A 26,204-nucleotide genomic window follows, 5' to 3' on the forward strand; every position below is an offset into this window, starting at 1 on the left:
TTAATGGTCTGCCCGACGTACCAGGTTGCATATGATGAGGATGGATTACGTGTAGTGGTTGCTAATGATGAAGAAACAGATAATAATTCACCTGATGAAACTGATGGAACTCATGATAATGATAAGAGTTCAGATGTCTCTGCTAATGATGGAGAGGAAAACGAAGAAAACACGAAGACCAAAGATGACAAGGATCATTCTAAGGATGTAGAAGCAGAAGATAATTCCATTGAGGAAGAGACAGCAACTGTAAAAAATCCTAAAACAGGTGATGAGACTAACTTAGCCTTATATGTTGGATTGCTACTTGCATCAGTAATTGCAATTGCCGGTGTTTTCTTGATTAGAAGAGTAAGAAAGCAATCTGTGTAACTATTAATCGATAACCAGTCATACTATTCCCTTGTAGTCAAGACAACGAGTGTTAGAAGGCTATGAGGGAGCATGTTTTTAATGTAAGTAAGGGTGTGGGAATTTGGCTAAAAAGAAAAATGAAAAAATGAGCAGCATTCAAAAAATCATTCTTATTATTGGCTCCGGTGTTTTTTTGTTTTCGTTATTTAAAATAGGACAGACTTTCTATGATTATTCAAAAAATGAGAATGTAATGGCAGAAATTCAAGATGAGTATCAGGTTAGTTTACAAGATAGCCAAACAATTATGAAGCATTTCCAGCAATTTGATCGTCTCTTGACTATTAATCCAGATATTGTTGGTTGGCTTACCATTGATAATACCAAAATTGATTATCCTATTTTACAAAGTTCAGACAATGAATATTATTTAAATCGAAATTATAAAAAAGAAGAAGAAAAAGCAGGAAGCATCTTTATGGACTTTAGAAATCAGATAGAATCGCTAGATAAAGCAAACTATTATTTATGGACATCAAATGAAAGATGGCTCAATGTTCGGACAATTAGATGAATTTTTAGATGAGGACTTTCTTTCAGAAAACAAACACTTTCAATATGATACCATCTATGCAAGTTATGAAGTGGAAATTTTTTCTGTATATGTGACAACAACGGATTTCTATTACATTGAAACAGACTTTGCCGATGATGAAGAGTACATAGATTTCTTGCGATTAATTAAAGAAAAGTCTGAAGTTACAACAGAGGTAGATGTGACGGAAACAGATAACATTATCACATTATCAACATGTGACAACTTATCTGATCCAGAGAAAGGAAGATTAGTTGTACATGGTAAAGTGAGAATACATGACTAACGCTTTTCTGTAGTAAAATGGGCACTGCCTTCTAAAATGGCAGTGCCCATTTATAAATTTATGAGATGAAGATTCCTAAAATAAGTGCGACGGATAAACCGACAAGGCCTATTAATGTTTCCATAACCGTCCAAGATTTTAATGTATCTTTTACATCTAAGCCAAAGTATCGACCAACTAGCCAGAAACCAGAATCATTGACATGTGATAACACTGTAGCACCTGATGCAACTGCGATAACGATTAATCCTAAAACAGGGCCTTCAAGACTTAAGATATCAATTAAAGGAGCGACAAGTCCTGCTGCAGTAACCATAGACACAGTTGCAGAACCTTGTGCAACACGTACGGCAGCTGCAATCAAAAATGCAAGTAAAATGGGTGGCAGGTTTGAGCCAGCCATCATGTTACCAATTACATCACCTACACCAGATTGAATTAAGACTTCCTTAAATACACCACCTGCACCAGTTACTAATATAATAATCCCTGCAGGCTCCAATCCTTTAGTTGCAATATCTTGTACTTCCTGACGAGTAAGACCGCGTTTTGTTCCTAAGAAGATAAAGGTTAAGATCGTTGCAATCGTTAATGCAACAAAAGGATGTCCTAAGAAAGTGAATATTTCACGAGCCATATTTCCTTCCTCTAAAAAGAAGTCCGAAAATGTATTACATAAAATTAATACTAAAGGTGTTAAAATAATGGAAGCAATTAATGAAAAGCTAGGTAATTCTCGATCATCATATTCTATTTCTTCCATATTCATGTATTCTGGTACGACAACATGTAGCCGTTTTGAAATATAACGGGCAAACAGAGGGCCAGCAATAATCATCGAAGGTACACCGGCAAGTGCTCCGAACAAAATAACCCATCCTAAGTCTGCTCCGACTAAATCAGCAACCGCTATTGGTCCGGGAGTCGGAGGAATAAAACTGTGTGTAACAGCTAAACCAGCAAGTAAAGGAATACCATAATACAATAATGATTTTCCAGTTTTCTTTGCTAAACCGTATACAATTGGCACAAGTATGATAAATCCAACATCAAAAAAGACCGGAATTGCTACAAGAAAGCCTGTAATACCTAATGACCATTGGGCTTTATCTTCACCAAGCTTATTGATCATGGTACGTGCTAAACGGTCAGCACCACCAGATACTTCAAGCATTTGACCAAACATAGCACCTAGACCGACAACAACAGCGACAAAGCCTAATGTTCCTCCCATTCCTTGTTCCATCGTGTCGATTACATCACCAAGAGGCATTCCTGCCAATATACCAACAATTAAGCTGACTACCAATAAGGCAACGAATGCGTGTAATTTCGTTCGTATAACTAGAAATAATAATAGAAAAATTCCTGCTAAAGCAATAAGTATTAACATTTGATCTGACATGTTGTTTCCATCCTTTGTTGAAAATTTTTTTAGACTTTAGTTACAGCATGGCCACCGAATTCATTTCGAAGTGCTGCCACTACTTTTCCAGTAAATGTGTCATCTTCTTGTGATCGATAGCGCATCATTAAGGCCATTGTAATCACAGGGGCAGCCATCTCATAGTCAAGTGCTGTCTCAACTGTCCACTTTCCTTCTCCTGATGAATGCATAATACCCTTCATTTGTTCGAGGTTTGGATCTTTTCCAAAAGTATTTTCTGTTAACTCCATTAACCATGAGCGAATCACAGAGCCATTGTTCCACACTTTGGCAACCTTTTCATAATCGTAAGCAAAAGGGCTTTTTTCGAGAATGTCAAAACCTTCTGCAATAGCTTGCATCATACCGTATTCAATTCCATTATGGACCATTTTAAGAAAGTGACCGCTTCCAACTGGTCCAGTATATAAATATCCATTCTTAACGGTAAGGTCTTGAAAAAGTGTTTCTATCTCTTTAAATTCCTGCTGATCTCCACCAATCATGGTACAAGCACCGCTTCGTGCACCATCAACGCCACCGCTTGTCCCACAATCAAAGAAGTGGATACCTTTCACATTACAAGCTTCTCCTCGCTTGATCGAATCTTTGTAATGCGTATTGCCGCCGTCAATAATACGGTCACCGCTTTCTAGATGCTCTAATAAAAATCGGAATACTGCTTCTGTAGCATCTCCCGCTGGTACCATCACCCAAACAGTGCGAGGTGCTTTTAAACGATTGACTAATTCTTTTATCGTTTGAACTGCCTCACCACCATCTGAAGTAAATCGCTGTAATGCGCCTTCATTTGTATCGTGGGCAATAACTGTATAGTTTTTATTTATGAGGTTTAACGATAACTGGTATCCCATTTTCCCTAAACCTATCATGCCTAGTTCCATCATTACCAATCCTCTTTCGAAAAAATTTTCGTTCTTCATACATTATACGAAAAAAAATTCTTTTTTCAACCGTTTACAAAAAAATATTTTTTTCGTACACTAATCTTGTATAATGTAAACTAAACATTGTTTCAGGAGAATGCTAATGAGAAAAAGAGAGCAAACATGCTTAGAAAAAGTACGAAGAAATTATCCGAAGTTTAGTATCACCGAAAGAAAGATTGCTGATTACATTCTAGAAAAACCAAATCAAATTATTCATTCTTCAATTAATCAGCTTGCAGAGGATTTAGATGTCGCGGATTCAACTGTTTTTCGATTTTGTAAGCGGATAGGTTATAAAGGTTATCAGGCAATGAAGATTGCTTTAGCTTCTGAAGTAGTATCATCGATTCAACATATTCATGAAGAAGTGGATAGCGATGATGCGATTGATACAGTGGCTACAAAGGTGTTTCGTACCAATATTCAATCCTTGGAAGAAACATTAAAAATTATTGATGAAGAACAATTACAAAAAGCAGTAAATATATTATTGTCAGCCCGACAAATTCACTTTTTTGGTAGTGGGGGATCCAATACGATAGCTTTAGACGCTTATCACAAGTTTATTCGAACCGGTTTGCCGGTTCAAGCTGCAGTGGATACTCATTTTCAGTTGATGGCTGCTTCCCAACTTGATGAGAAGGACTGTGCTGTACTGATTTCTCATTCAGGATCGTCGAAGGATATTTTACATATTTTAAATGTGTTGAAAAAAAATCAGGTAAGAACAATTGCGATTACCAACTTTGCAAAATCAACATTAAGTGAAGCGGTACATATTCCACTATATACAAGCTCTGGGGAAACCGACTTTAGAACGGAAGCCTCTTCGTCCCGGATTGCTCAGTTGACATTACTTGATTTATTATATGTGAACGTTTTGATGAACAGGGGAGAAGCGGGGCAAAAAGCGCTCAATAAAATGCGCGAAGCTATTACGGTGAAAAGAATATAGTTGACGTGACGTAGAGGTTTATATTCAATTGCAGATTCTTATTGTTGAATAGAAATTTTTCCCTGGATTTATTAATTTTACGTTAGGAAGGTATAAAATGTTAGCAGAGTAATTACCAAAAGAAGAAAAGCAATGAGAAATGGAAACAGGACCGTCTAATTCATGGGTAACATAGAAGCTCTACTAACATTGGATATGGATAAATTAGGTACATTACCTAAATCAAAGCATAGGATAGTTGTAGGAATGCTGAAAGGATGAGGAAGCATGTATAACAACCCTAATCCGTCTCCATATCCACATCCACATTATCTTAATCAAGCAATGTATAATAATGGAATACATTCAGTGCAATCTCATTACACACCCAACCCTAGTACCCCAAACTTTCAAAAAGGATATGAAATGGGATTGACTGATTATGGACCTAGACCATTTGTATTTAATATTAATGAAGCAACGAAACAAAACAATACGTTTCGGACTGTTATATGGACGGGATCGCAATTCCAAATTACGCTAATGAGTATTGGCGTTGGGGGAGATATTGGAATAGAAATTCATCCTGAAGTTGATCAATTTTTACGCATTGAACAAGGCCAAGGGATTGTACAGATAGGAAAGAACAAGAATCATTTGGATTTTGAAAAACATGTCTATGATGATTCTGCTATCGTCATTCCTGCTGGCACATGGCATAATCTGATTAATACTGGTACAGTTTCACTTAAGTTGTATTCAATATATGCACCACCTAACCATCCGTTTAATACTGTTCATGTTACTAAGGCAGATGCATTGGCTGCGGAAGGTCATCGTCACAATGGAAATGCGGGTTCTTTTTGGTGATATTAGATCAATTCAGGAAGGCACATTTACTTCTTTAAAGAAGTGAATAGTGCCTTTTAATTTACAATTTTTATTAGATTTTTTAATGTACCTGAAAACGTTTAGTCAATTTAGCAAGTGATTGAGAGATTTCGGTTAGTTTTAAGCCAATTTCGTGTGTTCTCTCCATTTGATGAATTTGTTCATCACTTGTAGCATACATTTCTTCAGCACTTGCTAATGTTTCCTGAGAGACAGATGCAAAGCTAACAGTTGCTTGTTCGAGTTCAGGTAGTACTTGATGCAAGTTTTGTAGCTCATCTTCCATACTGTTGATGCGATTGCTGACCATATCAATTTGTTTCATTAATTCATCAATAGATAACTTCGTGTCGTTGGCTATAGTTAAGTTAGACGTGATGCTTGTATGCATTTGGTCGAATTCGTCTGATGCTTGTGTTGTTACACTATCCATTTCGGAGATGGAATTAGTAATTTCTTCTGTTGCATTGGTAGCCTGTTCTGCAAGCTTTCTGACTTCATTTGCAACGACAGCGAATCCTTTACCAGATTCACCAGCTCTTGCTGCTTCAATGGCAGCATTCAACGCTAAAAGCTTGGTTTGTTCTGCAATTCCTTTAATTAAGTCGACTAAGCTGGTAATGGACGATGAGTGAGCATTAACTTGCTGTATCGTTTGATTCAGTTGCTCAAAACCTTGTCCAAAGGAAGTAATCATTTCAATGAGCATTGTCATATTTTTCTCACCAGATGCTGCAGAGTTATTCATATTCTCCGAACTGTGATCGACCATTTTCATATTTTCTAATAAAGAAAAGATCTTTTCTTTCATCTCATTGAAACTATTGGTACTATGTTCTGAGCTGTTAGCGGTTTGTTCGGCACCTTCTTTTACAACATTAATGGATTCAATTAATTGATGACTTGACGATAAAGCATTACCTGAAGAATCTTTCAAAAGATCGCCAGTTGTTTCTAGTTGGGAAGTAGTATCATTGAGTTCTTTCAGCATTAGCCGCATTTGGTTAATCATAGCATCATAACTTTTATGCAATGATATGATTTCCGGTATCGACGTATTTATTTCCACCGTATCTTTTAAATTTCCGTTACGTGCCTCCCTCATAGTATTTTGTAATTTCGTTAAAGGGTTGGTTAAACTTCTAACAAAAAATAAAATAATTAAAACAGAGATGACTAAACTAACGATGATGACGATAATAATCGTTTGAGCCATATCATTAACAGCCCTCATATAGGATTGGGTAGGGACAGCTAAAATGTATAGTCCATCAATTTGATCACTTAAATCTTCTGCAATCATGGTATAGTCCGTTCCATTGATTTCTTCATGAATAATGCCTTTGTTTAGTTCAACCATTTTATCTATTAAGGAATCAGAAAAAGTCATGTTACTGTCGTTACTAACTTGAAATGGTGTAACATCGCCATCAACAATATAGTAGGTATCAGACGTAATGCCCTCTTCTTCAAGCCTTTCTTTTTGTGAACGTATTTCCGCTTCTAGTTGTTGCATAAAATATTCATCGTCACTAACATATAAAAATTTTAGGTTGTCAGCTATGTATGCCATCAATTCCCCTTCGCGTGTTAAACGGTTTTCCATTGTTTCCATCGTTGTCTCTTTTGCATTCAGATAGGAACCTAAACCGACAACACTAATGGAAATGATTAATAGAACAAAAAATAATACTAGTAATCTAGTTTGTAAATTAATCTTCGATAGGTAGCTTTGTTTGTATTTCTTTTCTTTTTTTGGCTTTTCACCAGACTTGCCGAAATGAAACTTCAATTTGTAATCCTCCAGTTCCTAGGTAATTATTCTTATATCGACAAATTGTAACAAATGAATATTAAGGTAATGTTAAATTCACTTATGTTTTTAGTAAAAAAGAACCATGATGATAGATGAGAGATAAAGTGATGTCGGAAGTGTACCGTGGAAAAAAGATGACGCCCAAACTAACCTTTTAACTATAAGAAATATACAAAGAAGAAAATGAATAAATAAAACATAATATTTTAATCTTCGATGAGTGCTTTCGTTTAATACGCAGTGTTTTAAAAAGAGCCTGCATTTTTCATTACTTAAAACTTTATTACTCAATATGAAGTTTCGATTTTTTTAATACATTTACCTTAACACTAATATGTAAATTTCCGAATAGGATAAATAATATATAAATGAAAAGGGGTGAAGTAATGGAAAATATCAATAAATGGGGTCAGACTCTAAAAATAAAGCAAAATCCAATCCTATCACAACATTATCCAGAAACTGTATTGTACAGCAGCGATAATTTACACGATTTTTTGAACCGTTATACTTTCATTTATGTTAAACCTGTCTCCAATTGCAAGGGTAGGGGAGTGGTACAGATTGGCACAAACTCAAACGGACGATACACCATCAAGGGGTATACCATTACTGGATCAAAAATAGATAGAGAAACTAATAGCTTAGAGGCAGTAATAAAGGTTCTTCACTCTATTTATAGAAGAACATTAAATTCAAAGCGTTATATTATTCAGCAGGGGATTTCCAGTGTTACGCCAGATGGACTAGCATTAGGTGTTCGAGCACATATCCAATATGTACAAGGTAAATGGGTTTTAGGAGGGATGCTTGGGAAGCTTGCTAATATAGATAGTGGTATTGTCAATCGAAATCGCGGAGCATGGGCGTTACCAATCAGTCAACTTTTATTAGAGCATTTAAAAATGGATCAAAAGCAGGCCCAAAAATTAGAAAGGGAAATAGAGAGAGTTTGTATTGAAGCAGGCAAAGTTTTTTGTGATGAAAATAGGCGGATCGTAGAATGCGGAATTGATATAGGTATTGACCAGTTAGGGAAAATTTGGGTATTTGAGGTTAATATGATAGGACCAAGTATTGAATTTTTTTCTTATCTTAAAGATAAATCAATATATAATCAGATCTTGGCAAATCGAAGAAAACGCCGCTTCAAGGCTAATGGATAGGTTGAATATACAAATAGAACGGATTAAAGGGTTAGAAAGAAAATAAGCATATTCAAAACAATTGATTCAGAAGGATTATTAGATTGAGTACTTCAAATCAGAATGAAATAGAGCTACTCAACATATGTGAAGACGGTGGGAGGATAGAGAGGAAATAGTTTGAAACCGAAGACTTTGAAAGATTTTAAGTGAAGATCGAAGTGTGTTTTATGGCCCTTCAAAGTAAGCGTTTAGATTTTTTGGGTTAGGTGGCTGAAGAACAGTTTAATTCAAATTACTTAAATCACCATTCTTAGCATTCATGTCTTTTTATACCGTGTGAGTGAAAAATGGTATGCCAACACTAAACTAGACAACTTTTTTAAGGTGTTCAAGTTTGGAATTGATCGGACTTATATAACCTAATGCCTCATGAATTCGTATGTGATTAAACCAGTGGACATAGTAATATAATTCCCTTTTTAATTCTTCTAAACTATCAAATGTTAAATCTGTTTTGATGATTTTAAACGTTGCTTCAGCTACGGCATTGTCATTTAACGGACCTTCATACTTAAAGATCGTTGAATGTTAAATGTCACTATACTATTATAATATCGCAAGAATGAATGGCACCCATATAAAGCTGAGATTATATCGCCCGATTGCCGAATATCAAGAATCTTGATGTTAAACTCATTTGGTGTTGGTTTAAATAACGTGCATCAGACTTCCTTTTTAATTCTAGCTAAAAAACAAAGGGTTTTCGTGACCTTCTGTCGAAGAGTTCATATATATACATTTGGAGGTTTTAGAGATGTTGAAACTACTTCAATATAACTGGCAAGTTCGTGATGATTGGTTTACATGGTGCGAAAACATACCAGAGAAAGAACTATTAAAGAAACGAGTCGGTGGGTTCGGCAGTATCCTACATACCCTGTTTCACATTGTAGATGTGGAATATATGTGGATCTTAGGTTTGCGGGGTGAACCAGTACCTGAGGAACCATCTTTTGAGAATTATGCTAGCTTACAAAAAATAAAAAATCTTTCAAGTCAATACCGTGAAAAAGTTGAGCCATTTGTGACATCTTGGACAAATGAAATGGATTCTCAGACACTTTCAGAAACTGATTTCAATAATGAACCGATTAGCTCTAGAGACGAACCAATCAGGCGCCGAGTAATTGAATGTTCACACGGAGAGATCATACGTCATGTCATTGTCCATGAAATCCACCATATTGGCCAGTTATCTATATGGGCACGTGAAATAGGAAAAGAGCCTGTATCCGCAAACCTAAGAGGGAGAGGGCTATTCAATAATTGAAAGGAAACAGAAAACAGTAAAACCTTTTATATAAAACATTCCTTTCGAAAAATATTTTGAGAGTCTACTTTGATTAATTTTTTTCAAAGACAGACTCTTAGATTTTATTATTTCAGGCGTTCTCCCTTCTTCTTGGACATTAGGATGGTTTGCCAAACGGAGATACTGTTTCTGTCATCATTGAATAGTGATTTCTTATGCTACAAATAAAAGTGAAAGCAAAAGACGTTCGGTTCACCATCCCAGTTCCAGGTGCTATTTTAAAAATCGGTATCTCAATTTCGTCTTCAAAATTTGATTATCAACATGCAAACAAATAGACAAAAGCGCACTTCGATAGAAATAAACGGGACTATACCTTTCCACTGATAGACAAAAAAAATGCTAAAGCTTATTGTCAAGGAACTGAAAAATCATAGAGGGATTGTGCTAGGATGCCGAAGCTACGGACGGCACTGTGGTTAAGAGCAGACCTTTCAGATATCCTAGTTTACTTGTAGGTCTGATCTCTTTCGATCAATGACTCGTCCCATTTGTGTTGAGGTAGTGTTGTAATGAACTCAATTAAATTACCGTCTGGATCTCGTAAATGGACTGTTCTTATTCCCCAGAGCGATTTATCTTCGATAGATGTGACAAATTTTCCGCCTCGCCATTCAATATCGTGTACTGTTTTTTCTAAATCTGACACTTCAAAGATTAGCGCAAAATTATCTTGCTCTTGCGTGCTAACTGGTAAATTTCCTGTTCCTACGGCTTCTGCCATTAGCTTCCTTCTGAAGAGTGCTAACACCATTCCGTCCCCAACGTCAAAACTTGCGTAATCTCCACCCGGTTCTCCCCATGTCCGTTTAAATCCAAGGGTTTCTTGGTAAAAGTACAAACAAGCGTCAAATTCAGTGACAAGTAGCCGAATATTATCTAACTTCATTTCTATTCACCTCACCTAATCTGTCTTCCCCTTGAGTTTAATGGAAGAGTTTTAGTTTGTCTTGAAAAAATCGGACATATAATTGGATGGTGTCATCCCTGTATAGGTTCGGAATTCTCGAATGAAATGGGCTTGGTCACTATAGCCATACTCAGCACTGATTGGTGCACCCATTAATTCATGCTTTTCGTATAAGAAACGTAAGGAATACTGCAGGCGGACAATCCGGCAAAATGTTTTTGGGCTAAGTCCTATCCAGTCCATAAATAATCGCTGTACATGTCTGCTACTCATAAATTCTTTTTCGGCAAGCTTTTGCACTTTTATATTTCCTTGATGTAGATAAATACGATGCAGTAAGTTTGTAATGGAAGCATCATTTTGTACGCTTGTTGTTTGCTTTAAACGCTGTAAGAGTACGGTATTTAACAAGGAAATTCGGTCAGTTGTTTCGGTTAACTGGTATTGTATGTTCGTCCATACTTTGTCTATGTCAGAGAGAGTAATAGAAAGATCACTATACGAAGCAACAGACACGTTAAATAGTGCACGAAGACCACTAGGACGGAAGCGGATCCCGATGAAATCCGAACCACTATGAATAGGGATGTCAGCATACTGATTCATTGCACCACTAATATTCCCTACATACCCAAAGGATGGATGCCAATGAAAAACAAAATCGATACAGCCATCGGGTAATACTTTCAATTGGGTCTTTTGATCAAAAGCAAATTGTTTAGACGTTACTGTCCAATAACAAGCTATAAAAGGACGAAGCTCCACAGTAGGGGAGTATTCTTTGTATCTTACCTTTTCATTGCCAAACTGTAACGGTGTAAACCATTGGGTTAAACGAGGATGCATGAAAGGCTACCTCCAATCGTTTGCATATTCTAAATAGAAAGTGACCAATAATTCGTACAAATCATTTCAATAACATTACCATCACCAAAAACCTATATACATTATATGATAAACAGAACTATCAATCGAATATTAATTGCTTTGGTAAAAAGATACAAAAGAATCAGTTGTCAAGTAGGTATAGTCAAATTCTAGATAAAATGGTTGTAGTTAGTTTCTATAATTAAGTTATACAAATTCTTCTGTCGTAACATAATCGATTTCAAAGCCGAGATCTTCTATCATTTTATAATCTTGTAAGTGAGCTTGTCCTTCTGTTGTTAAGTAATCACCTATAAAAATAGAATTAGCTGGATAAAGTCCAAATGATTGAAGGCTTCTTAAGTTAACTTCTCTTCCTCCGGATATTCGAATTTCTTTTGTTGGATTGATAAAACGAAATAAACAAAGAACCTTTAAACAATACGTCGGGGTCAATTCGTTTGTCCCCTCTAGTAATGTTCCATCGATCGCATGCAGGAAATTAATTGGGATTGAATCGGCATTCAGTTCCCTTAATGCTCGCGCCATTTCAATAACATCCTCTTTCTTCTCCTTCATACCGACTATTACACCAGAACACGGCGAGATACCCGCTGTTTTTGCTGCGTTTACTGTCGCTACACGGTCATAGTAGCTATGACTTGTTGTAATATAATCATGATGATTTTCTGAGGTATTAATATTGTGGTTGTAGCGTTCGACACCTGCCTCTTTTAATTGATCGGCTTGTTCTGGTTCTAATAGTCCTAAACATGCACAAACTTTGATATTGTAATGTTGTTTGATTTCTTCAACAGCTGAAGTTACCGTAGCAAGCTCCCGTTTGGAAGGGCCTCGACCACTGGCTACAATGCAATATGTACCGGCTTTCCGTTCATGCGCCCTTTTAGCCCCTTGAACAATTGTCTCTTTATCCATCATCCGATATTTTTCGATCGGGGCGGTAGAATCTCTTGATTGAGCACAATACCCACAATTCTCAGGACATAGACCCGATTTCGTGTTGATAATCATGTTGAGCTTTACTTTGTTTCCATAGTACTGTTTACGAACCTGGTAGGCACTATCTAGTAGATTTAATAATTGATCGTTCGGACATTCTAAAACGGAAAGTGCCTCCTGATCTGATAGTTCCTCGCCTTTAAGAACTTTTCTTGCTAATGATTGCCAAATGCTCATATAATCCCGCCTTTTTTAAGCAACATTTTGATGTTGTTGTTTTCGAAACATACTTTTAGAAATGAAACTTTTTTCTAGCCGATGAGCAAATATTCCTGCTCCAATCGATAGCACGATATCCTTAGGTAAAGGAACAGCCAACCAATACCACACTAGTTTGTAAGAGAATCCCTCAGGAGCATCAAACCAAAGCATATAGGCTCCATACATCCAATTAGCCCCTAAAAGGTAGTTAATGATCATCGCTATAAGTGCAGCAGTGATATACATGGGGAAGCTCCGTTTCTTCTCTATCAGTTTACCTGCAACATATGCTATTACTATAAAAGAAACAATGAAACCAAAAGTTGGTGATATAAGAGTTGAAGCACCACCTTTAAATTGGGCAAAAATAGGGGCACCCGCCAAACCTAGTAACATATATACGAGCATCGAAATGGCCCCCAATCGACTACCTAGAATAAGTCCTGCTAAGATAGCAAAAAAAGTTTGTAATGTGATGGGTACACCACCTACCACCATGAAAGGTGCAATCGATGTAATGTTTGCTCCTACTGTCATTAAGGCAATAAAGACACTGCCGATTGTAAGATCAAGTGCTGTGAAGCGTTTATTATTTTGCATTGTTATCCTCCTTTTCAAAAAATAGAGTAAATGAAAAAAACATAATTGTCAACCTTTATAAATATTGGTTAACGATAATGAAACTATAGACATTCATTTATATATCTTATATCAGCTGAATCATAAACTCATTAACAAGAGCTATGTAAAACAAACTCTCTGAGTTCTGTATATTATTCTAAAGAATTAAGTTTGAAAAAAAGATAATATTAAAGGGAGGATATTCGGATGTCTTATTATGAGGATCTAAGTTACTAGTAAAATGTATTCAAAAAAATAAAAACGTGGTAAAATATACATACAATATATAAATACAGGGAGAGAAAAATGAAAAAAAACTTGCTATTCTTAATAATTGTTCTTATATTGATTCCTTTCCATAGTACTTTGGAAGCCCATTCAGGGAGAACAGATAGTAGTGGGGGGCATAATTGTTCTGCAAAATCAATAGCTAAAGGACTTTGTACAGATTACCATTATCATAATGGTGGAGGTAGCTCATCATCAGGAAGTAGTTCTTCTTCAAGTTCAAATATACCAAAAGAACCAAGTGGACCAACCCTAGAAGAAATCGAAGCTCAAGATAAAACAAAGGGTGAGGAAGATGGATATTCTGTAGGTGTGGATGATGGATACAATGGAGCTAAAGAAAATGAAACTATTGATACGAGTTCAAATGCATATCAAGAGGGATACTCTGTTGGTTATAATAAGGGATTTGAAGAAGGAAAAAAGAATTTAAACTCAGAAAAAGAAAAAGCCTATGATGCAGGATATGATGCAGCTATTGAAGGTTTAAAGGAAGCGAAACATTCAGAAAATGATTTAGTTCAAGCATCCTATAAAGAGGGGTATGAAAAAGCAACTGCTGAGATTGAAGCAGCAAAAAAAGAAGAATATTATACAACAGGTTACGAAGATGGAAAAGTAGATGTGAATAACGAACCAAAGGATACTAAAACTATTTTTATAGAATCGTATAATAAGGGTTACGAAAAAGGGCAGAAAGAACTAAAGGATCAATACATAAAACTAGGGTATGAAGCGGCTTTTACTACGTTAGAATACAAAAAGCCAGATTTAGAGAAAGAAAAATACATTAATTGGTATAAAGATGGTTTTAATTCAAATGAAGAAATAGATAAAATCAAAGATGAAGCATATAAATTAGGGTTAAATGGTGATGTATATGATTTACCTAAGGAGTATGAAAAGTCTGAAGTAATATTCAGTCATCATTTTGAGATTGGACAGAAGGAATATGAAGTGGAAAAAAAAGAAAACACTCAACAAACTACATTCGGACTAAGTGTTATTTTTTTAGGTTGGCTAGCTAGAAGGTTCTATGTAGCAAGAAAAATAATCAGTTAATGTGGGAGGTAATGAAGAAGAAAATGGGGATATATAGAACAGCTTGTTATAAGGTAGAAGATGTCTTTATTAAAATGTTGACGAGAAAACAAAATTCTGATGAGGTTAGAGAAAAGGTTGAAGCCTATAGAACTCAAAAGGAGATAAAAAAACAAAGGGGAAAACAGGAAGAATACATAAGTAAAGAATAAAACCTGAAAGTTAATTTGCTAGGACTTCAATAAATAGCCACTGTAACTAAAATTCACTGGTATAATGTAATTTAAAATTTCTAAAACACAGGCTGCTTTTTGCGAATAGGTGAGAAGTAGTCTTTTTTAATACGAAAATTCAGTGAAAATAAGCAAAGGGAAACAATAATAATCCTAGAAATTTAAGGTGTTTTACTGAACAAGGATAATTTACTGCTCAAATTTCCAATAAATTGATAATTATATAGTTAAATGATAGAAACTTATTATTCAGCTTATAATAAAATATGCAGGAGATCCCTCCTTAATCTAAGCCCCCGTTCACAAAATTGACATAATTATACATGCTATCTTATAATTGCATAGCAGAAAGGCAATTTAATTAATTCCTTCAAAAAGGAGAATTAGCGTGCAAAATAGCCACACTAATGAAACCGCTTGCGAAGTTTATGATTACATAAGAAAAAAACACCGTATTCTTATCTCTACTGTTGCAATCATTGTTCTCTTTTATATACTGTTTCCCATTGTGTTAACCACTTTTATTTCAGAACAAAATAAATATTTTCTCCCCTTGGCATGGGGGTATGTCCTTATATTATTTCTCCTGACCTGGGGAATAGGGATGTGGCATTACTTTTTCATGAAACAATTTAACCGGAGTCTAGAAGAAAGAGGGAAACAGACCAATGCGGGAGGTGGCCAATGAATTTCACCTACTTTATTTTTTTCGTCGTTATCGTGATTGGTACGCTGGTCATTACCCATTGGGCAGCAGAGCGGAGCAGAACAGCTCATCAATTTTATGTGGCAGCAGGCAGTCTGTCTGGTATGCAAAATGGTATGGCAATTGCCGGTGATTTTATCAGTGCCGCCTCATTTCTTGGCATCACCGGACTGATAGCGCTCTATGGCTATGACGGATTCTTGTATGCGACAGGTTTTCTTATTTCCTACGTCATACTATTACTATTAATCGTGGAACCGATTCATCGTCTTGGTACCTATTCGGTTGCAGACGTTGTCACCACCCGCTTTCCCGGGGACAGGATGCGTGCTGCTGTAGCTATTAGCGGTATTTGTATTTCGGTTTTGTATATGATCCCACAGCTCGTAGCTTCTGGTTTATTGATTCGTCTTTTACTGGGGGTAGATTTTCGAGTAGCAGTGTGTATTATCGGTGTGTTAATGACGGTGTATGTAGCATTTGGTGGAATGCTGGCGACATCTTGGGTGCAGATTATAAAAACTGTACTGCTGATGGGTGGAACATTACTCGTTGTTTTTATTCTACTGTCCTGGATGAATTGGGATTTTTTTGGCCTTATAACGGAAGCGGTAGAGCAAAGTCCACATGAGGAATCGCTTTTTTATCCTGGAAATCTGTTCACTAACTCAATAGAGAAAATTTCACTTACCTTAACTTTAATGCTTGGAACCTCAGGTCTTCCACATATACTAATTCGGTTTTTAACGGTAAAAAATGCAAAACAGGCAAGGGTATCTGCCATGTCTGCCTCATGGATTATTGGCTTGTTTTATATCATGACACTTATTTTGGGTGTGGGAGCCATCGCACTTGTTGAGAGTGAAACATTGATACAAGCGGACGCAAGTGGAAATCTAGCAGCTTTATTGTTAGCAGATGCGGTTGGTGGTGATTTTCTAATTGCCTTTGTGATGGCAGTGGCCTTTGCAACTATCATTGCTGTTGTAACCGGTCTGATTTTTGCTGCAACTTCCTCTTTTGCGCATGATATCTATTATCATATTTGGAAGAATAAAAAGGTCGAAGAGAAAAAACAGCTACAGGTTGCTAGGCTCGTTGCTGTCGTGATCGGGTTCTTGTCCATCCTCTTATCAATAGGAATGGAAGAGAGTAATGTCGCTTTTCTTGTATCGATTACGTTTGCGATTGCTGCTTCCACGCTATTTCCTTTACTGATTCTTACTTTTTATTGGAAACGATTTAACCGAATCGGTGGCTATACAGCACTATTAAGTGGTTTTCTTATATCAATCATTCTAGTTGTCTCAGGTCCAGAGGGGATCGGCATCTTCCCACTCTCAAACCCTGGTATTCTATCGATTCCAGCCGGCTTTGCTGGTGGTGTGATTGGTTCCATGGTAGGAAAGAAGGACGAGAAAAACTATGAAGATCTTATTATGAAATTGTACAGCGACAAACAGGAGGTTGTATCGCATGATTGACCTCACCATTGTTTTGTTTGAACGAATCGGTCTGCTTTTGTTAGCAGCATTTATGTTAACACAAATACCGGGATTCCGTTCATTATTAGACAGAGATATTGCCATCGATACTGTGATTTATCTAGCGATTGTTTTTGGGTTTATTGGGATATTAGGAACGCACACGGGTGTGTTAATCCAAATGGATACGTTAGTGCTCGAATCAAGAATTACCGATGTGACCTCTAGTGAGGTGTTGATCGGTTTCAGTACGGTAGTGGTCATGATTGCTGGTCTGCTTGGTGGACCATATGTTGGCCTTTGTACAGGGGGTATTACCGGGATCTACCTTGCATTTATTGGTGGAGATGCTTGGATAGCAAATAGTTTAATTAACCCATTGGCGGGATTAATTACGGGGTGGACAGGTCAGTTTTTTTCGGATGAGCGGGTCATTGCACCAGGGAAGGCATTATTTATTGGTATGTTCCCACCGGTATTGCATATGGGCTTTTTGTTGATTTTTATTTCTGATCATGAAAAAGGTGTAGAGTTGGTAAATACAATAGGTATCCCACTTGTGATTACCAATGCTGTGGCTCTTGCCATTTTTACGATGGTAATCCGTGCTGCGCTTAATGAAACGGAAAGAGAAGCAGCGATTGAAACCAACCGAGCTTTATCCATTGCTGAGAAAGCACTGCCGATTCTTCAGGATGCTTCCTTAATCTCTAATGCGAACAAAATGGCGAAGCTTTTGTATGATGAACTTGATGTTGCTGCTATTGCGATTACAGATAAAGAGAAGGTGCTCAGTCATGTAGGTCTTGCTGATGATCATCATCGATTAGGGGAGCCGCTCAAAATGCGACTATCGCATAAAGCACTTGATACAGGGGATATACAGGTTGCTTATGATAGAGAGGGAATCCAATGTCGCTTTGAAGCCTGTCCGCTGAAAACAGCGATAATGGTACCGATTTATCGTTCTGGTGAAGTAATCGGTCTGATTAATTTATATTTTCGACATTCCCAACAAATTCGGGCTGTAGAAATAGAACTTGCCAAAGGTCTAGGTACTATTATCTCCAACCAAATCAGTGGCTTTGAAGCGGAAAGAATGAAAGAACTTTTGAAGGAAGCGGAAATACGAAATCTTCAGGCACAGATAAATCCACATTTTCTATTCAACACTTTTAATCTGCTTCATTCTTTGATGCGAGTCAATCAAGAAAAGGCACGTCATATCCTTATACAGCTAAGTCACTACATGCGGGCGAATCTGTCCATCGCCAGCAAAACGTTAATCCCTTTAAAAGATGAACTCGCACACGTGAATGCCTATGTGGAAATTGTAACTGCGCGTTTCATGGATCAGTTAATCATTAACATACACATTGATCCAGATCTCGAAGATGTATTGATACCACCGGCAACATTGCAGCCCCTCATTGAAAATTGTATTCAACACGGGCTAAAGGATAAACAGATGAAAGGAAGAATTGATCTAACAATTACCCGAAAAAAAGAATGGGTATATATTGAAGTTCGAGATAATGGAAAAGGTTTTTCAGATAATATTCTTACATTACTCGGAACGGAACCGATGGATCAACAGAATGGTAATGGAACAGCCTTATATAATATTAATGAACGGTTGAAAGGTATTATGGGAGAAAAGAGTCAGCTGTACTTTCACAACTATCCAGAAAAAGGAAGTTCTGTTTCATTTAAAATAGTTGTTCATACAAGGAGTGGCATAAATGAAGATTTACGTAATGATTGCAGAAGATGAACGTCTTGGACGGGAAGAACTGTTCTATCTGCTCGAGCAGGAAGAAGATGTGATAGTATGTCCAAGTGCAGAAAATGGAGAACAATTAATCCAGTTATATCGTGAATATAAACCGGCTGTATTGTTTTTGGATATACATATGCCAGGCCTCACCGGTTTGGAAGTTGCACAGACATTGCGTAATGAAGATGGGAACGAGCCAGTCATTGTATTTACTACTGCCTATGACACCTATGCTGTTCAGGCATTTGACCTTCAAGCGACAGATTACCTATTAAAACCTTTTGATAAAGCTCGTTTTGACACCGCTATGAAACGAGTTAGAGAAGAGCTACAAACGAAGCAACATAAAAAGCCAAAAATTGATAAGCTGATTATTTCTACTGATAATAAAATGTTGGTTGTTGATCCATTGCAAATCGGCTATGCAGTCCGTGAAGGAAGACAGCTGCTTTTACACACGTTAACGAACGAAGTCATTGAAACGAAAATGAATTTGAAGGAGCTAGAGGAAAAATTGTCCACATTTCCTTTTTACCGGCCGCATCGAAGTTATCTGGTAAACCTTGATGCGATCGAGGAGATTACTCCATGGTTTAACGGAGCCTATAACATTGTGATTAAAGATAAAAATAAATCGCAAGTTCCAATGAGTAGAACGGTAGCCAAAGAATTTTTTGATGTATTACAGGGATTAAATTAACCATTCATACAATAAATTCAACATTTTAAACAGATAGAACAACAATTGAAGAAAATCTCGAAATTGAATCAATTATATTTAATATACTAAATACAAATGTTAGAGTATTTAGTATTTTTTTTATGCTTTCAAAGAGGATGGGCTTTGAAAGCATATAGTGAGACTGCCATCAGTGGGGGTTTTTGACGGTTAGTGCCGTGATAAAGGTTATATGAATAAGTAGGAGATTATTCATAGTTATTTGTAAGCGTTTACTAAAATACTCTAACATTAATAAAAGCAGGAAGGGAAGGGATGAATCAATGATTCAAACACTCAATGAAAAACAGAAATGGTATTGGAAGAAAAATATCCAACTGATCATAGGATTGCTTATTGTATGGTTTATGGTTGGTCTTGGTGCCGGAGTTCTATTTGCTGAACCTCTCTCCAATGTCCAATTTTTAAATGTGTCGTTATCGTTTTGGTTTGCACATCAAGGTTCGATATTGGTGTTTATCATACTAATACTCACGTATGCGATTCGCATGGATAAACTTGATAAGCAATATAAGGAAATGGTAAAGAACGAAAATGAGGCTTAGTTAAGCAGGTATAAGGAGGGGTTTCATGAGTGTTGAAGCTATTACGATTATTCTGGTACTTATTACGTTTGCTGTTTACACGGGAATTGGTTGGTGGTCAAGGGTTCGTGATACTTCCAATTTTTATGTCGCAGGACAGGGTGTTCCAACTGTAGCGAATGGTGCTGCCATTGCTGCGGACTGGATGTCTGCCGCATCCTTTATTTCGATGGCAGGACTAGTTGCATTTTTAGGCTATGATGGAACGATTTACTTAATGGGGTGGACCGGGGGATATGTACTTTTAGCATTATTGCTCGCTCCATATTTACGTAAATTCGGAAAGTTTACGGTTCCTGACTTTATTGGTGACCGTTTTTATTCAAGTAGTGCCCGTGCAGTAGCAGCAGTTGCAACGATTTTTATCTCGCTTACGTATATTTCCGGACAAATGCGTGGGGTAGGGATAGTTTTTAGTCGTTACTTGCAGGTAGATATTGTCGTAGGGGTTCTAATTGGAATGGCCATTGTTGGATTTTTTGCATTATTAGGTGGAATGAAGGGTGTAACCTGGACACAAGCCATTCAATATTTTGTTATTATTATCGCTTTTTTAATCCCTGCGTTTGCGATTTCTTTTCAGTTAACAGGTAATCCTATTCCACAGCTTGCCTTAACAAGCAGTGATATTGTCGATCGTCTGGGGCAGATTCAAGTAGATCTCGGTATGACTGAATATATGGTGCCGTTTACCGATTTATCCATGATTAATGTCTTTATGGTGACATTAGCTTTAATGGCGGGGACTGCTGGTCTACCCCATGTTATCGTCCGTTTCTATACTGTTAAAAGTGTCCGTGCTGCACGTTGGTCAGCAGTTTGGGCGATCATATTTATAGGACTTCTCTATTTAACTGCGCCTGCTGTTGGTGCGTTTGCTAAATACAATTTAATCGATACGATAGCAGATCAGCCATTAGAAGAAGTTCAGAATATTGAGTGGGTAAGTAAATGGGAAACAACAGGTCTCTTACAATTAGATGATGTAAATGGTGATGGAGTGGTGAATTTTACTGGTGGTGAAGACAATGAAGTCTCTATTGATGGAGATATTATCGTGTTATCCACTCCGGAAGTAGCAAATCTAGCACCTTTTATAATCGCGTTGGTTGCGGCCGGAGGGCTAGCCGCGGCATTGTCAACTGCGTCAGGGTTATTAATTACGATGACAAGTGCTGTATCGCATGATATTTACTATCGGATTTTTAATAAAGGAGCCTCGGAATCACAACGCCTGCGAGTTGGTCGGATTACATTATTAATCGCACTGGGCATCGCGGCATATGTTGGAATTAATCCTCCAGGGTTTGCCGGTGAGGTTGTAGCACTTGCCTTTGGTTTAGGTGCAGCAAGTTTGTTCCCGGTTATTCTGTTAGGTATCTTTGACAAGCGGATGAATAAAGAAGGTGCGATCGCTGGTATCATTACTGGTTTGAGTTTTACACTGATCATGATTGGTGCCATACTCTCCCAATCTATTATTGGAACGGATGAACCAATTTTAGATAGCTTCTTTGGTATTAATGCTCAAGGTGTCGGAGTAGTAGGCATGGTGCTAAACTTTGTTGTCAGCTTTATTGTTTCTAGGATGACTCCAGAACCGCCTAAAGATATCCAGGAATTAATTGAAAATGTACGTGCGCCTGAAATAGATGAGTAATCATAGGATAAAATGGCAGAAAGGAGGAAAAAGATGAATTGGACACTGGTTTTAGCATGTTTAGTAGTCATCTTATATCTTTTCCATCCATGGATGAATATGAAGACGTTTCAAAAAGTGATCGGGATAACCCTGTTTCTTGAAATCTTTTATTTAACAGGTCACTATCTGATGGAATGGCCATTTCCCACGCCGATTGTTTTTGTGCAACTTTTTGTTGTATCAGGAATGGGGGTTGCATTAGGTGTATTTTTCTCCCGGATTTGGCCACTGCCGTTTGAAAAAGGTTTCGAGCGAATCTTTCGGACATTTCTGATCGCAATCCCTGCACTTGGTTTTGGTATGGGCTTGCAAGTCATTCTTCAGGGTGCACATCCTACGCAGGCCATTTACTTAATTTTTGCATTTGCAGCATGGCTCGGATCCAGTAGGTTTGTACGTGAAGAAAAACCAGATATAGTGCATTATAAAAAATTAGAAGGAACAGCTTAACTGAAAAGAGGCTGGGACATATCAATTATTTTCCACTTCAAACACGAATGTTGCAATAAACATGAAGAAAAGGAAGATTATGCGCAGTAACTGATGATGTATAACTATTGATCTAAGTGGTGATTTTGAAATGAATAATATGATTAACAATCGCTACGGCTTGCCCACTTCGCTTTCCAGGGGGCGTGTCTTCAGCTAACTGTGCAAAGTGGATCTTTAGATCACGTTGATGCCTCAGGAGTCGAAGTGGACGCCTGCGCTAAATAACATTCTACAATGGATGCAAGTGGTAGAATTTCGACTCTCATTTCTTGGTTTATATATGCCATTCTTATAGAAAGTGCAAACAGCTAACGGTCATAACCGTTGTAGAGCAATTTTATAGCGGAGGCCGCACACTTTCACTCCTGTGGGACTGTTTTCTCTGAAGATCCACTTTTCCGAGCGATCTTTGCTTGGAAAAGTTAGCTGAAGGGAAAACCCCACGGAAAGAGAAGTGGGCAGCCAGAGCGGTTGCTTAGCAGTCACAACTTTTCAATATAACCGCAAAAGTTAGTGAACATTTTCCTTCTTTTATGCAATTAAAAAATCCGAACGATAACAAATTCTGTTCGTAGAATTTGAAACATCGTTCGGATTTCACTTTTATCAAATTACTTTTTTCCCAGTCACGTTTTTATATTGTTTTTTAAAAAAATAATTGTGGCAAAACATATTTGAACCATGGTATATAATAGAAAATACATACGTATACATAGCAAGAATTTTGATGGTCTGATATCACATTTGATCTATAAATGAGATACATGAAGGGGGGAGAAGGTTATATGAGTCGTCGAAATGCTATTTTATTCATATTGATTGCCGCCGTACTTTGGGGAACAACAGGTACGGCTCAAAGCTTTGCACCATCATCCGCACATCCTGTTGCTATTGGAGCCATTCGTTTGGCTATCGGTGGAGTAGCTTTATTAGTATTTGTAGTTATACAAGGAAAGTTTTATATCAAAAGGTGGCCCAAGTTGACAACATTTTTAGCAGCATTATCGATGGCAGCTTATCAACCGCTTTTTTTCTCTGCGGTATCTTGGACAGGTGTAGCAGTTGGCACAGTGGTAGCAATTGGGAGTGCACCAATATTAGCAGGATTACTAGAATGGTTATTCTATCGAAATATCCCAGACCGAAGATGGTGGTTGGCTACTATTTTAGCGGTAGCAGGTTGTACATTACTAGCTTCTAATGAGGCGACAGTTACGATATCACCATTCGGGATTCTGATGGCTGTTGGAGCAGGTATATCCTTTGCAGCATATACCTTGTTTAGTAAAAAGTTATTGGAACAACATCGCTCAGAAACGGTTGTTGCAGTGGTGTTCACGTTTGCTGCGATTCTATTATCACCCATTTTATTCTTATATGATTTTTCTTGGTTACTGCAACCGAATGGCAGCATCATAGCATTACATCTAGGGATTTTAGCAACAGCAATTGCTTACTTATTCTTTGCTCGTGGTTTATTAGGTACTTCTGTAGCAACAGCTGTGACACTTTCGCTTGCAGAGCCACTTACTGCGTCAGTTCTCGGAATTGTCGTGATAAAGGAAGCGATAACTGTACAAATAGTATTAGGTTTGTTACTCATTTTTACAGCATTAATTTTTTTATCGTTTCGAAAATCTTCACCGTAAAATTAACCACTTCTACCAATAGATATATCATATTAACCATAATTTTGCGCATAATAAGTATATGATTATATTATTGGAGGGTACATATGAGTGACAAAATGATACATCTAACATCAGGTGAAATTGCTTCATTATGGACGGGATATATGAATGACAGTATGGCAAAGTGCGTGTTAAGCTTTATGCTGAAACATATTGAAGACCCAGATATAAAACCAGTTGTACAGTTTGCTTATGACTTTTCTTCAAGCCATCTTGAACAATTACTTACTATTTTCGGACAAGATAATTATGCGAACCTAATGGGTTTACTGAACGAGATGTTAACATGAATGCTCCATGGCTTTACACGGATATATTTTGCTTAAGCTATGTAAACCAAATGGCAAAAGTAGGGATGTTAACCTATAGTGGATTTATCTCTATGAGTGATAGGGAGGATATACGATATTACTTTACACAAGCTCTTAATGAGTCGACGAAGCTTTTTAATCAATCGAGCGAAATTGCTCTATCCAAAGGAGTAAATGTAAGGCATCCATATATCGAAGTGCCAAAAGAAACGAATTATGTCCATAGTAAAAAATATATGAGTGGTTTAAATCCGCTGAATCAAAAAAGACCATTAAATGCCATTGAGATCTCCCATTTGTGTATGAATATTGAGACAAATGCAATTGGTTTAAAGTTATGTTTATCATTTGCCCAAACGTCACCAACGAAAGAAGTACAAGATTATATGCTTCGGGGAAAAGAAGTATCAAAGAAACATGTAAAGATTTTCTCTGAAACCCTATTGCAAGATGAGATCGAAACACCAAAGGTGCCCGATTTTGGTATGAGTGACTCGACTACTCAAACGTTTTCAGACAAGTTAATGATGTTTCATATGTCACTCATTGTATCAGCTGGAGTAGGCAATTATGCTACTGCTGCAGCTGCCAGTCAACGAAGTGATTTGATGGTTGATTATGAGCGTCTGTCGTTGGAAGTATCTCGGTTAGCTAAAAGCGGTGCAGATATTATGATCAAAAATAATTGGTTTGAACAACCTCCAGGAACGAAAGATCGCGAGAAGTTAGCTAGAAATAAAGAAGAATGATCTCAGAAAGTAGTTCCGTTTTGAAGTACCAGAATGTATTTCAAAATGAACTACTTTTTTCGTTATGAGTTATATACAAAACTATTGATCTCCAACGCTTCTCTTTACTGATATTTTATGGAGCTTCGCTTACTCAGAAGCATTTGCAATAGAAATCCTACAAGCATCCCTGGTAATACACTCAACATCGGTAGCCAGAGAGGCCCTAACAATACCTCAAACAAACTGAAAGTTGAGGAATAGATCGTTCCCACAGTTACGAAATAGGCGGAAAAAACAAATGGTAAGAAAGCATAGGGCTTCTCATCCCCACCTACATCACGATAAGCATCCCACATAGCAAAAAAATACAAACATGGATAAAACATAAGCCATTGAAAGTTTGCGTTTGCAATAGCCATTTCAATTTGGCCATAAAAACTAAAAATAATTACTTCGTTTAAATTTGACTGTACATTAATTAAAAACTCTAATCCAATTAAGATAATCCCCTTAACTAGTTTTCTATTGAGCACTTGAGCAAATCCAGGTAATGCGATACTCCATAATATAGCCTCTGTTGCCTTCACATTTCTAGCACCTTTCTTTTAGTGAGCAAAGTTATTGATATGGAAAGAAAAGGATGCTGAATAATTGAAAAAATTGAGGAGTATCTTTTATTTAGAGATATTACAGCAGTATTACGGTTCATTTTTACACCTTCTTAAATTGATCGTTAAGATTAGTATTCCAAATAATGGTATATAATATAACCAAAATATAGTTTTTTTATGGGATTATATAGAAAATACTTAGCTCTAGTTCAAAAGTTATCAAGCAAAAACTATGCCGTGACAGGGTGCAGTACAGAAGAAAATATTTAATTAACCCTAAGCCTTTTTCTTCCAAGGAGGATCCCCATTTTGGTGTAGTTTTTGATTTATTTTATAAATAACGTAAGGCACTAAAAAACTTAATACCGTGCATACTAAAATTAATTTATCAGGCAATTTACCTAATATATTTTCCCACAT

The 26,204-nt window shown here is 37.0% G+C and carries 24 protein-coding genes and 2 pseudogenes; 16 read left to right on the forward strand and 10 right to left on the reverse strand.

Annotated elements, in window-relative coordinates; genetic code table 11:
• Positions 1-3: 3 nt before the first annotated feature.
• Positions 4-372: a sortase B protein-sorting domain-containing protein gene (locus tag GI584_RS03520; protein WP_153790249.1), complete on the forward strand. Its 369-nt coding sequence runs from the start codon at positions 4-6 to the stop codon at positions 370-372.
• 127 nt (positions 373-499) lie between these two features.
• Positions 500-1,235: pseudogene (gene srtB, locus GI584_RS03525) on the forward strand (class B sortase).
• Between the two features lie 58 nt (positions 1,236-1,293).
• On the opposite strand, the gene GI584_RS03530 reads toward srtB, so the two are convergent.
• The gene (locus GI584_RS03530) at positions 1,294-2,640 is read right to left on the reverse strand and encodes a GntP family permease (RefSeq protein ID WP_100362016.1); all 1,347 of its coding nucleotides are present in this window, start codon (positions 2,638-2,640) and stop codon (positions 1,294-1,296) included.
• Positions 2,641-2,669: 29 nt separating this feature from the next.
• Entirely contained in the window at positions 2,670-3,566 is an 897-nt protein-coding gene (gnd, locus tag GI584_RS03535; protein WP_153792898.1) for a phosphogluconate dehydrogenase (NAD(+)-dependent, decarboxylating), read from the reverse strand.
• A 145-nt stretch (positions 3,567-3,711) separates the two neighbouring features.
• Here gnd and GI584_RS03540 point away from each other — a divergent pair, with 145 nt between their 5' ends.
• The gene (locus GI584_RS03540; RefSeq protein ID WP_153790250.1) at positions 3,712-4,566 is read left to right on the forward strand and encodes a MurR/RpiR family transcriptional regulator; all 855 of its coding nucleotides are present in this window, start codon (positions 3,712-3,714) and stop codon (positions 4,564-4,566) included.
• 267 nt (positions 4,567-4,833) lie between these two features.
• Positions 4,834-5,415: a cupin domain-containing protein gene (locus tag GI584_RS03545; RefSeq protein ID WP_153790251.1), complete on the forward strand. Its 582-nt coding sequence runs from the start codon at positions 4,834-4,836 to the stop codon at positions 5,413-5,415.
• 82 nt (positions 5,416-5,497) lie between these two features.
• Here the strand turns inward: GI584_RS03545 and GI584_RS03550 are convergent, their stop codons facing one another.
• Entirely contained in the window at positions 5,498-7,228 is a 1,731-nt protein-coding gene (locus tag GI584_RS03550) for a methyl-accepting chemotaxis protein (RefSeq protein ID WP_153790252.1), read from the reverse strand.
• Positions 7,229-7,638: 410 nt separating this feature from the next.
• On the opposite strand from GI584_RS03550, the gene GI584_RS03555 reads away from it, so the two are divergent.
• Complete coding sequence (locus GI584_RS03555; RefSeq protein ID WP_194842113.1) at positions 7,639-8,418, forward strand: YheC/YheD family protein; 780 nt, start codon at positions 7,639-7,641, stop codon at positions 8,416-8,418.
• Between the two features lie 348 nt (positions 8,419-8,766).
• Here the strand turns inward: GI584_RS03555 and GI584_RS24350 are convergent, their stop codons facing one another.
• Positions 8,767-8,979, reverse strand: coding sequence for an IS3 family transposase (locus GI584_RS24350; RefSeq protein ID WP_153792899.1), 213 nt, complete (start codon positions 8,977-8,979; stop codon positions 8,767-8,769).
• A 235-nt stretch (positions 8,980-9,214) separates the two neighbouring features.
• Here GI584_RS24350 and GI584_RS03565 point away from each other — a divergent pair, with 235 nt between their 5' ends.
• The gene (locus GI584_RS03565) at positions 9,215-9,730 is read left to right on the forward strand and encodes a DinB family protein (RefSeq protein ID WP_153790254.1); all 516 of its coding nucleotides are present in this window, start codon (positions 9,215-9,217) and stop codon (positions 9,728-9,730) included.
• A 490-nt stretch (positions 9,731-10,220) separates the two neighbouring features.
• Here the strand turns inward: GI584_RS03565 and GI584_RS03575 are convergent, their stop codons facing one another.
• The 4 genes from GI584_RS03575 to GI584_RS03590 form a co-directional block, all read right to left on the reverse strand.
• A complete protein-coding gene (locus GI584_RS03575; RefSeq protein WP_153790255.1) occupies positions 10,221-10,661 on the reverse strand; it encodes a VOC family protein in 441 nt (146 codons plus the stop codon).
• Between the two features lie 51 nt (positions 10,662-10,712).
• The gene (locus tag GI584_RS03580) at positions 10,713-11,528 is read right to left on the reverse strand and encodes an AraC family transcriptional regulator (RefSeq protein WP_153790256.1); all 816 of its coding nucleotides are present in this window, start codon (positions 11,526-11,528) and stop codon (positions 10,713-10,715) included.
• A 228-nt stretch (positions 11,529-11,756) separates the two neighbouring features.
• Entirely contained in the window at positions 11,757-12,749 is a 993-nt protein-coding gene (bioB, locus tag GI584_RS03585) for a biotin synthase BioB (RefSeq protein ID WP_153790257.1), read from the reverse strand.
• 15 nt (positions 12,750-12,764) lie between these two features.
• Positions 12,765-13,373 (reverse strand): biotin transporter BioY, encoded by a 609-nt coding sequence (locus GI584_RS03590; protein ID WP_153790258.1) that lies wholly within the window; start codon positions 13,371-13,373, stop codon positions 12,765-12,767.
• A gap of 327 nt (positions 13,374-13,700) precedes the next feature.
• Between GI584_RS03590 and GI584_RS03595 the strand changes: the two genes are divergently transcribed.
• The 10 genes and pseudogenes from GI584_RS03595 to GI584_RS03640 all read left to right on the forward strand — a co-directional run bounded on the left by GI584_RS03595 (position 13,701) and on the right by GI584_RS03640 (position 25,191).
• Positions 13,701-14,744, forward strand: a complete 1,044-nt coding sequence (locus tag GI584_RS03595) for a YHYH domain-containing protein (RefSeq protein WP_153790259.1) — start codon at positions 13,701-13,703, stop codon at positions 14,742-14,744.
• Between the two features lie 11 nt (positions 14,745-14,755).
• Positions 14,756-14,935: a hypothetical protein gene (locus tag GI584_RS03600; protein ID WP_153790260.1), complete on the forward strand. Its 180-nt coding sequence runs from the start codon at positions 14,756-14,758 to the stop codon at positions 14,933-14,935.
• Between the two features lie 705 nt (positions 14,936-15,640).
• A complete protein-coding gene (locus tag GI584_RS03605) occupies positions 15,641-17,146 on the forward strand; it encodes a solute symporter family protein (protein WP_153790261.1) in 1,506 nt (501 codons plus the stop codon).
• Complete coding sequence (locus GI584_RS03610; RefSeq protein WP_153790262.1) at positions 17,139-18,920, forward strand: LytS/YhcK type 5TM receptor domain-containing protein; 1,782 nt, start codon at positions 17,139-17,141, stop codon at positions 18,918-18,920. Before GI584_RS03605 ends, GI584_RS03610 begins: the two co-directional genes overlap by 8 nt.
• Positions 18,889-19,623: a LytR/AlgR family response regulator transcription factor gene (locus GI584_RS03615; RefSeq protein WP_153790263.1), complete on the forward strand. Its 735-nt coding sequence runs from the start codon at positions 18,889-18,891 to the stop codon at positions 19,621-19,623. The genes GI584_RS03610 and GI584_RS03615 overlap by 32 nt, the downstream gene beginning before the upstream one ends.
• 302 nt (positions 19,624-19,925) lie before the next feature.
• A complete protein-coding gene (locus GI584_RS03620) occupies positions 19,926-20,207 on the forward strand; it encodes a DUF4212 domain-containing protein (RefSeq protein ID WP_153790264.1) in 282 nt (93 codons plus the stop codon).
• A 25-nt stretch (positions 20,208-20,232) separates the two neighbouring features.
• Positions 20,233-21,906 carry a sodium:solute symporter family protein gene (locus tag GI584_RS03625; RefSeq protein WP_100361991.1) on the forward strand — a complete coding sequence of 558 codons (1,674 nt, stop codon included), beginning with the start codon at positions 20,233-20,235 and terminating at the stop codon, positions 21,904-21,906.
• Between the two features lie 33 nt (positions 21,907-21,939).
• On the forward strand, positions 21,940-22,398 hold the full coding sequence (locus GI584_RS03630; RefSeq protein ID WP_153790265.1) for a hypothetical protein: 459 nt from the start codon (positions 21,940-21,942) through the stop codon (positions 22,396-22,398).
• An 827-nt stretch (positions 22,399-23,225) separates the two neighbouring features.
• Entirely contained in the window at positions 23,226-24,089 is an 864-nt protein-coding gene (locus GI584_RS03635; RefSeq protein ID WP_153790266.1) for a DMT family transporter, read from the forward strand.
• 86 nt (positions 24,090-24,175) lie between these two features.
• Positions 24,176-25,191: pseudogene (locus tag GI584_RS03640) on the forward strand (DUF3231 family protein).
• Positions 25,192-25,295: 104 nt separating this feature from the next.
• Here the strand turns inward: GI584_RS03640 and GI584_RS03645 are convergent.
• Positions 25,296-25,760, reverse strand: coding sequence for a hypothetical protein (locus GI584_RS03645; protein WP_153790267.1), 465 nt, complete (start codon positions 25,758-25,760; stop codon positions 25,296-25,298).
• Positions 25,761-26,060: 300 nt separating this feature from the next.
• Complete coding sequence (locus GI584_RS23755) at positions 26,061-26,204, reverse strand: hypothetical protein (RefSeq protein WP_194842114.1); 144 nt, start codon at positions 26,202-26,204, stop codon at positions 26,061-26,063.

Source organism: Gracilibacillus salitolerans, assembly GCF_009650095.1.
GTDB classification, from domain to species: domain Bacteria; phylum Bacillota; class Bacilli; order Bacillales; family Amphibacillaceae; genus Gracilibacillus; species Gracilibacillus salitolerans.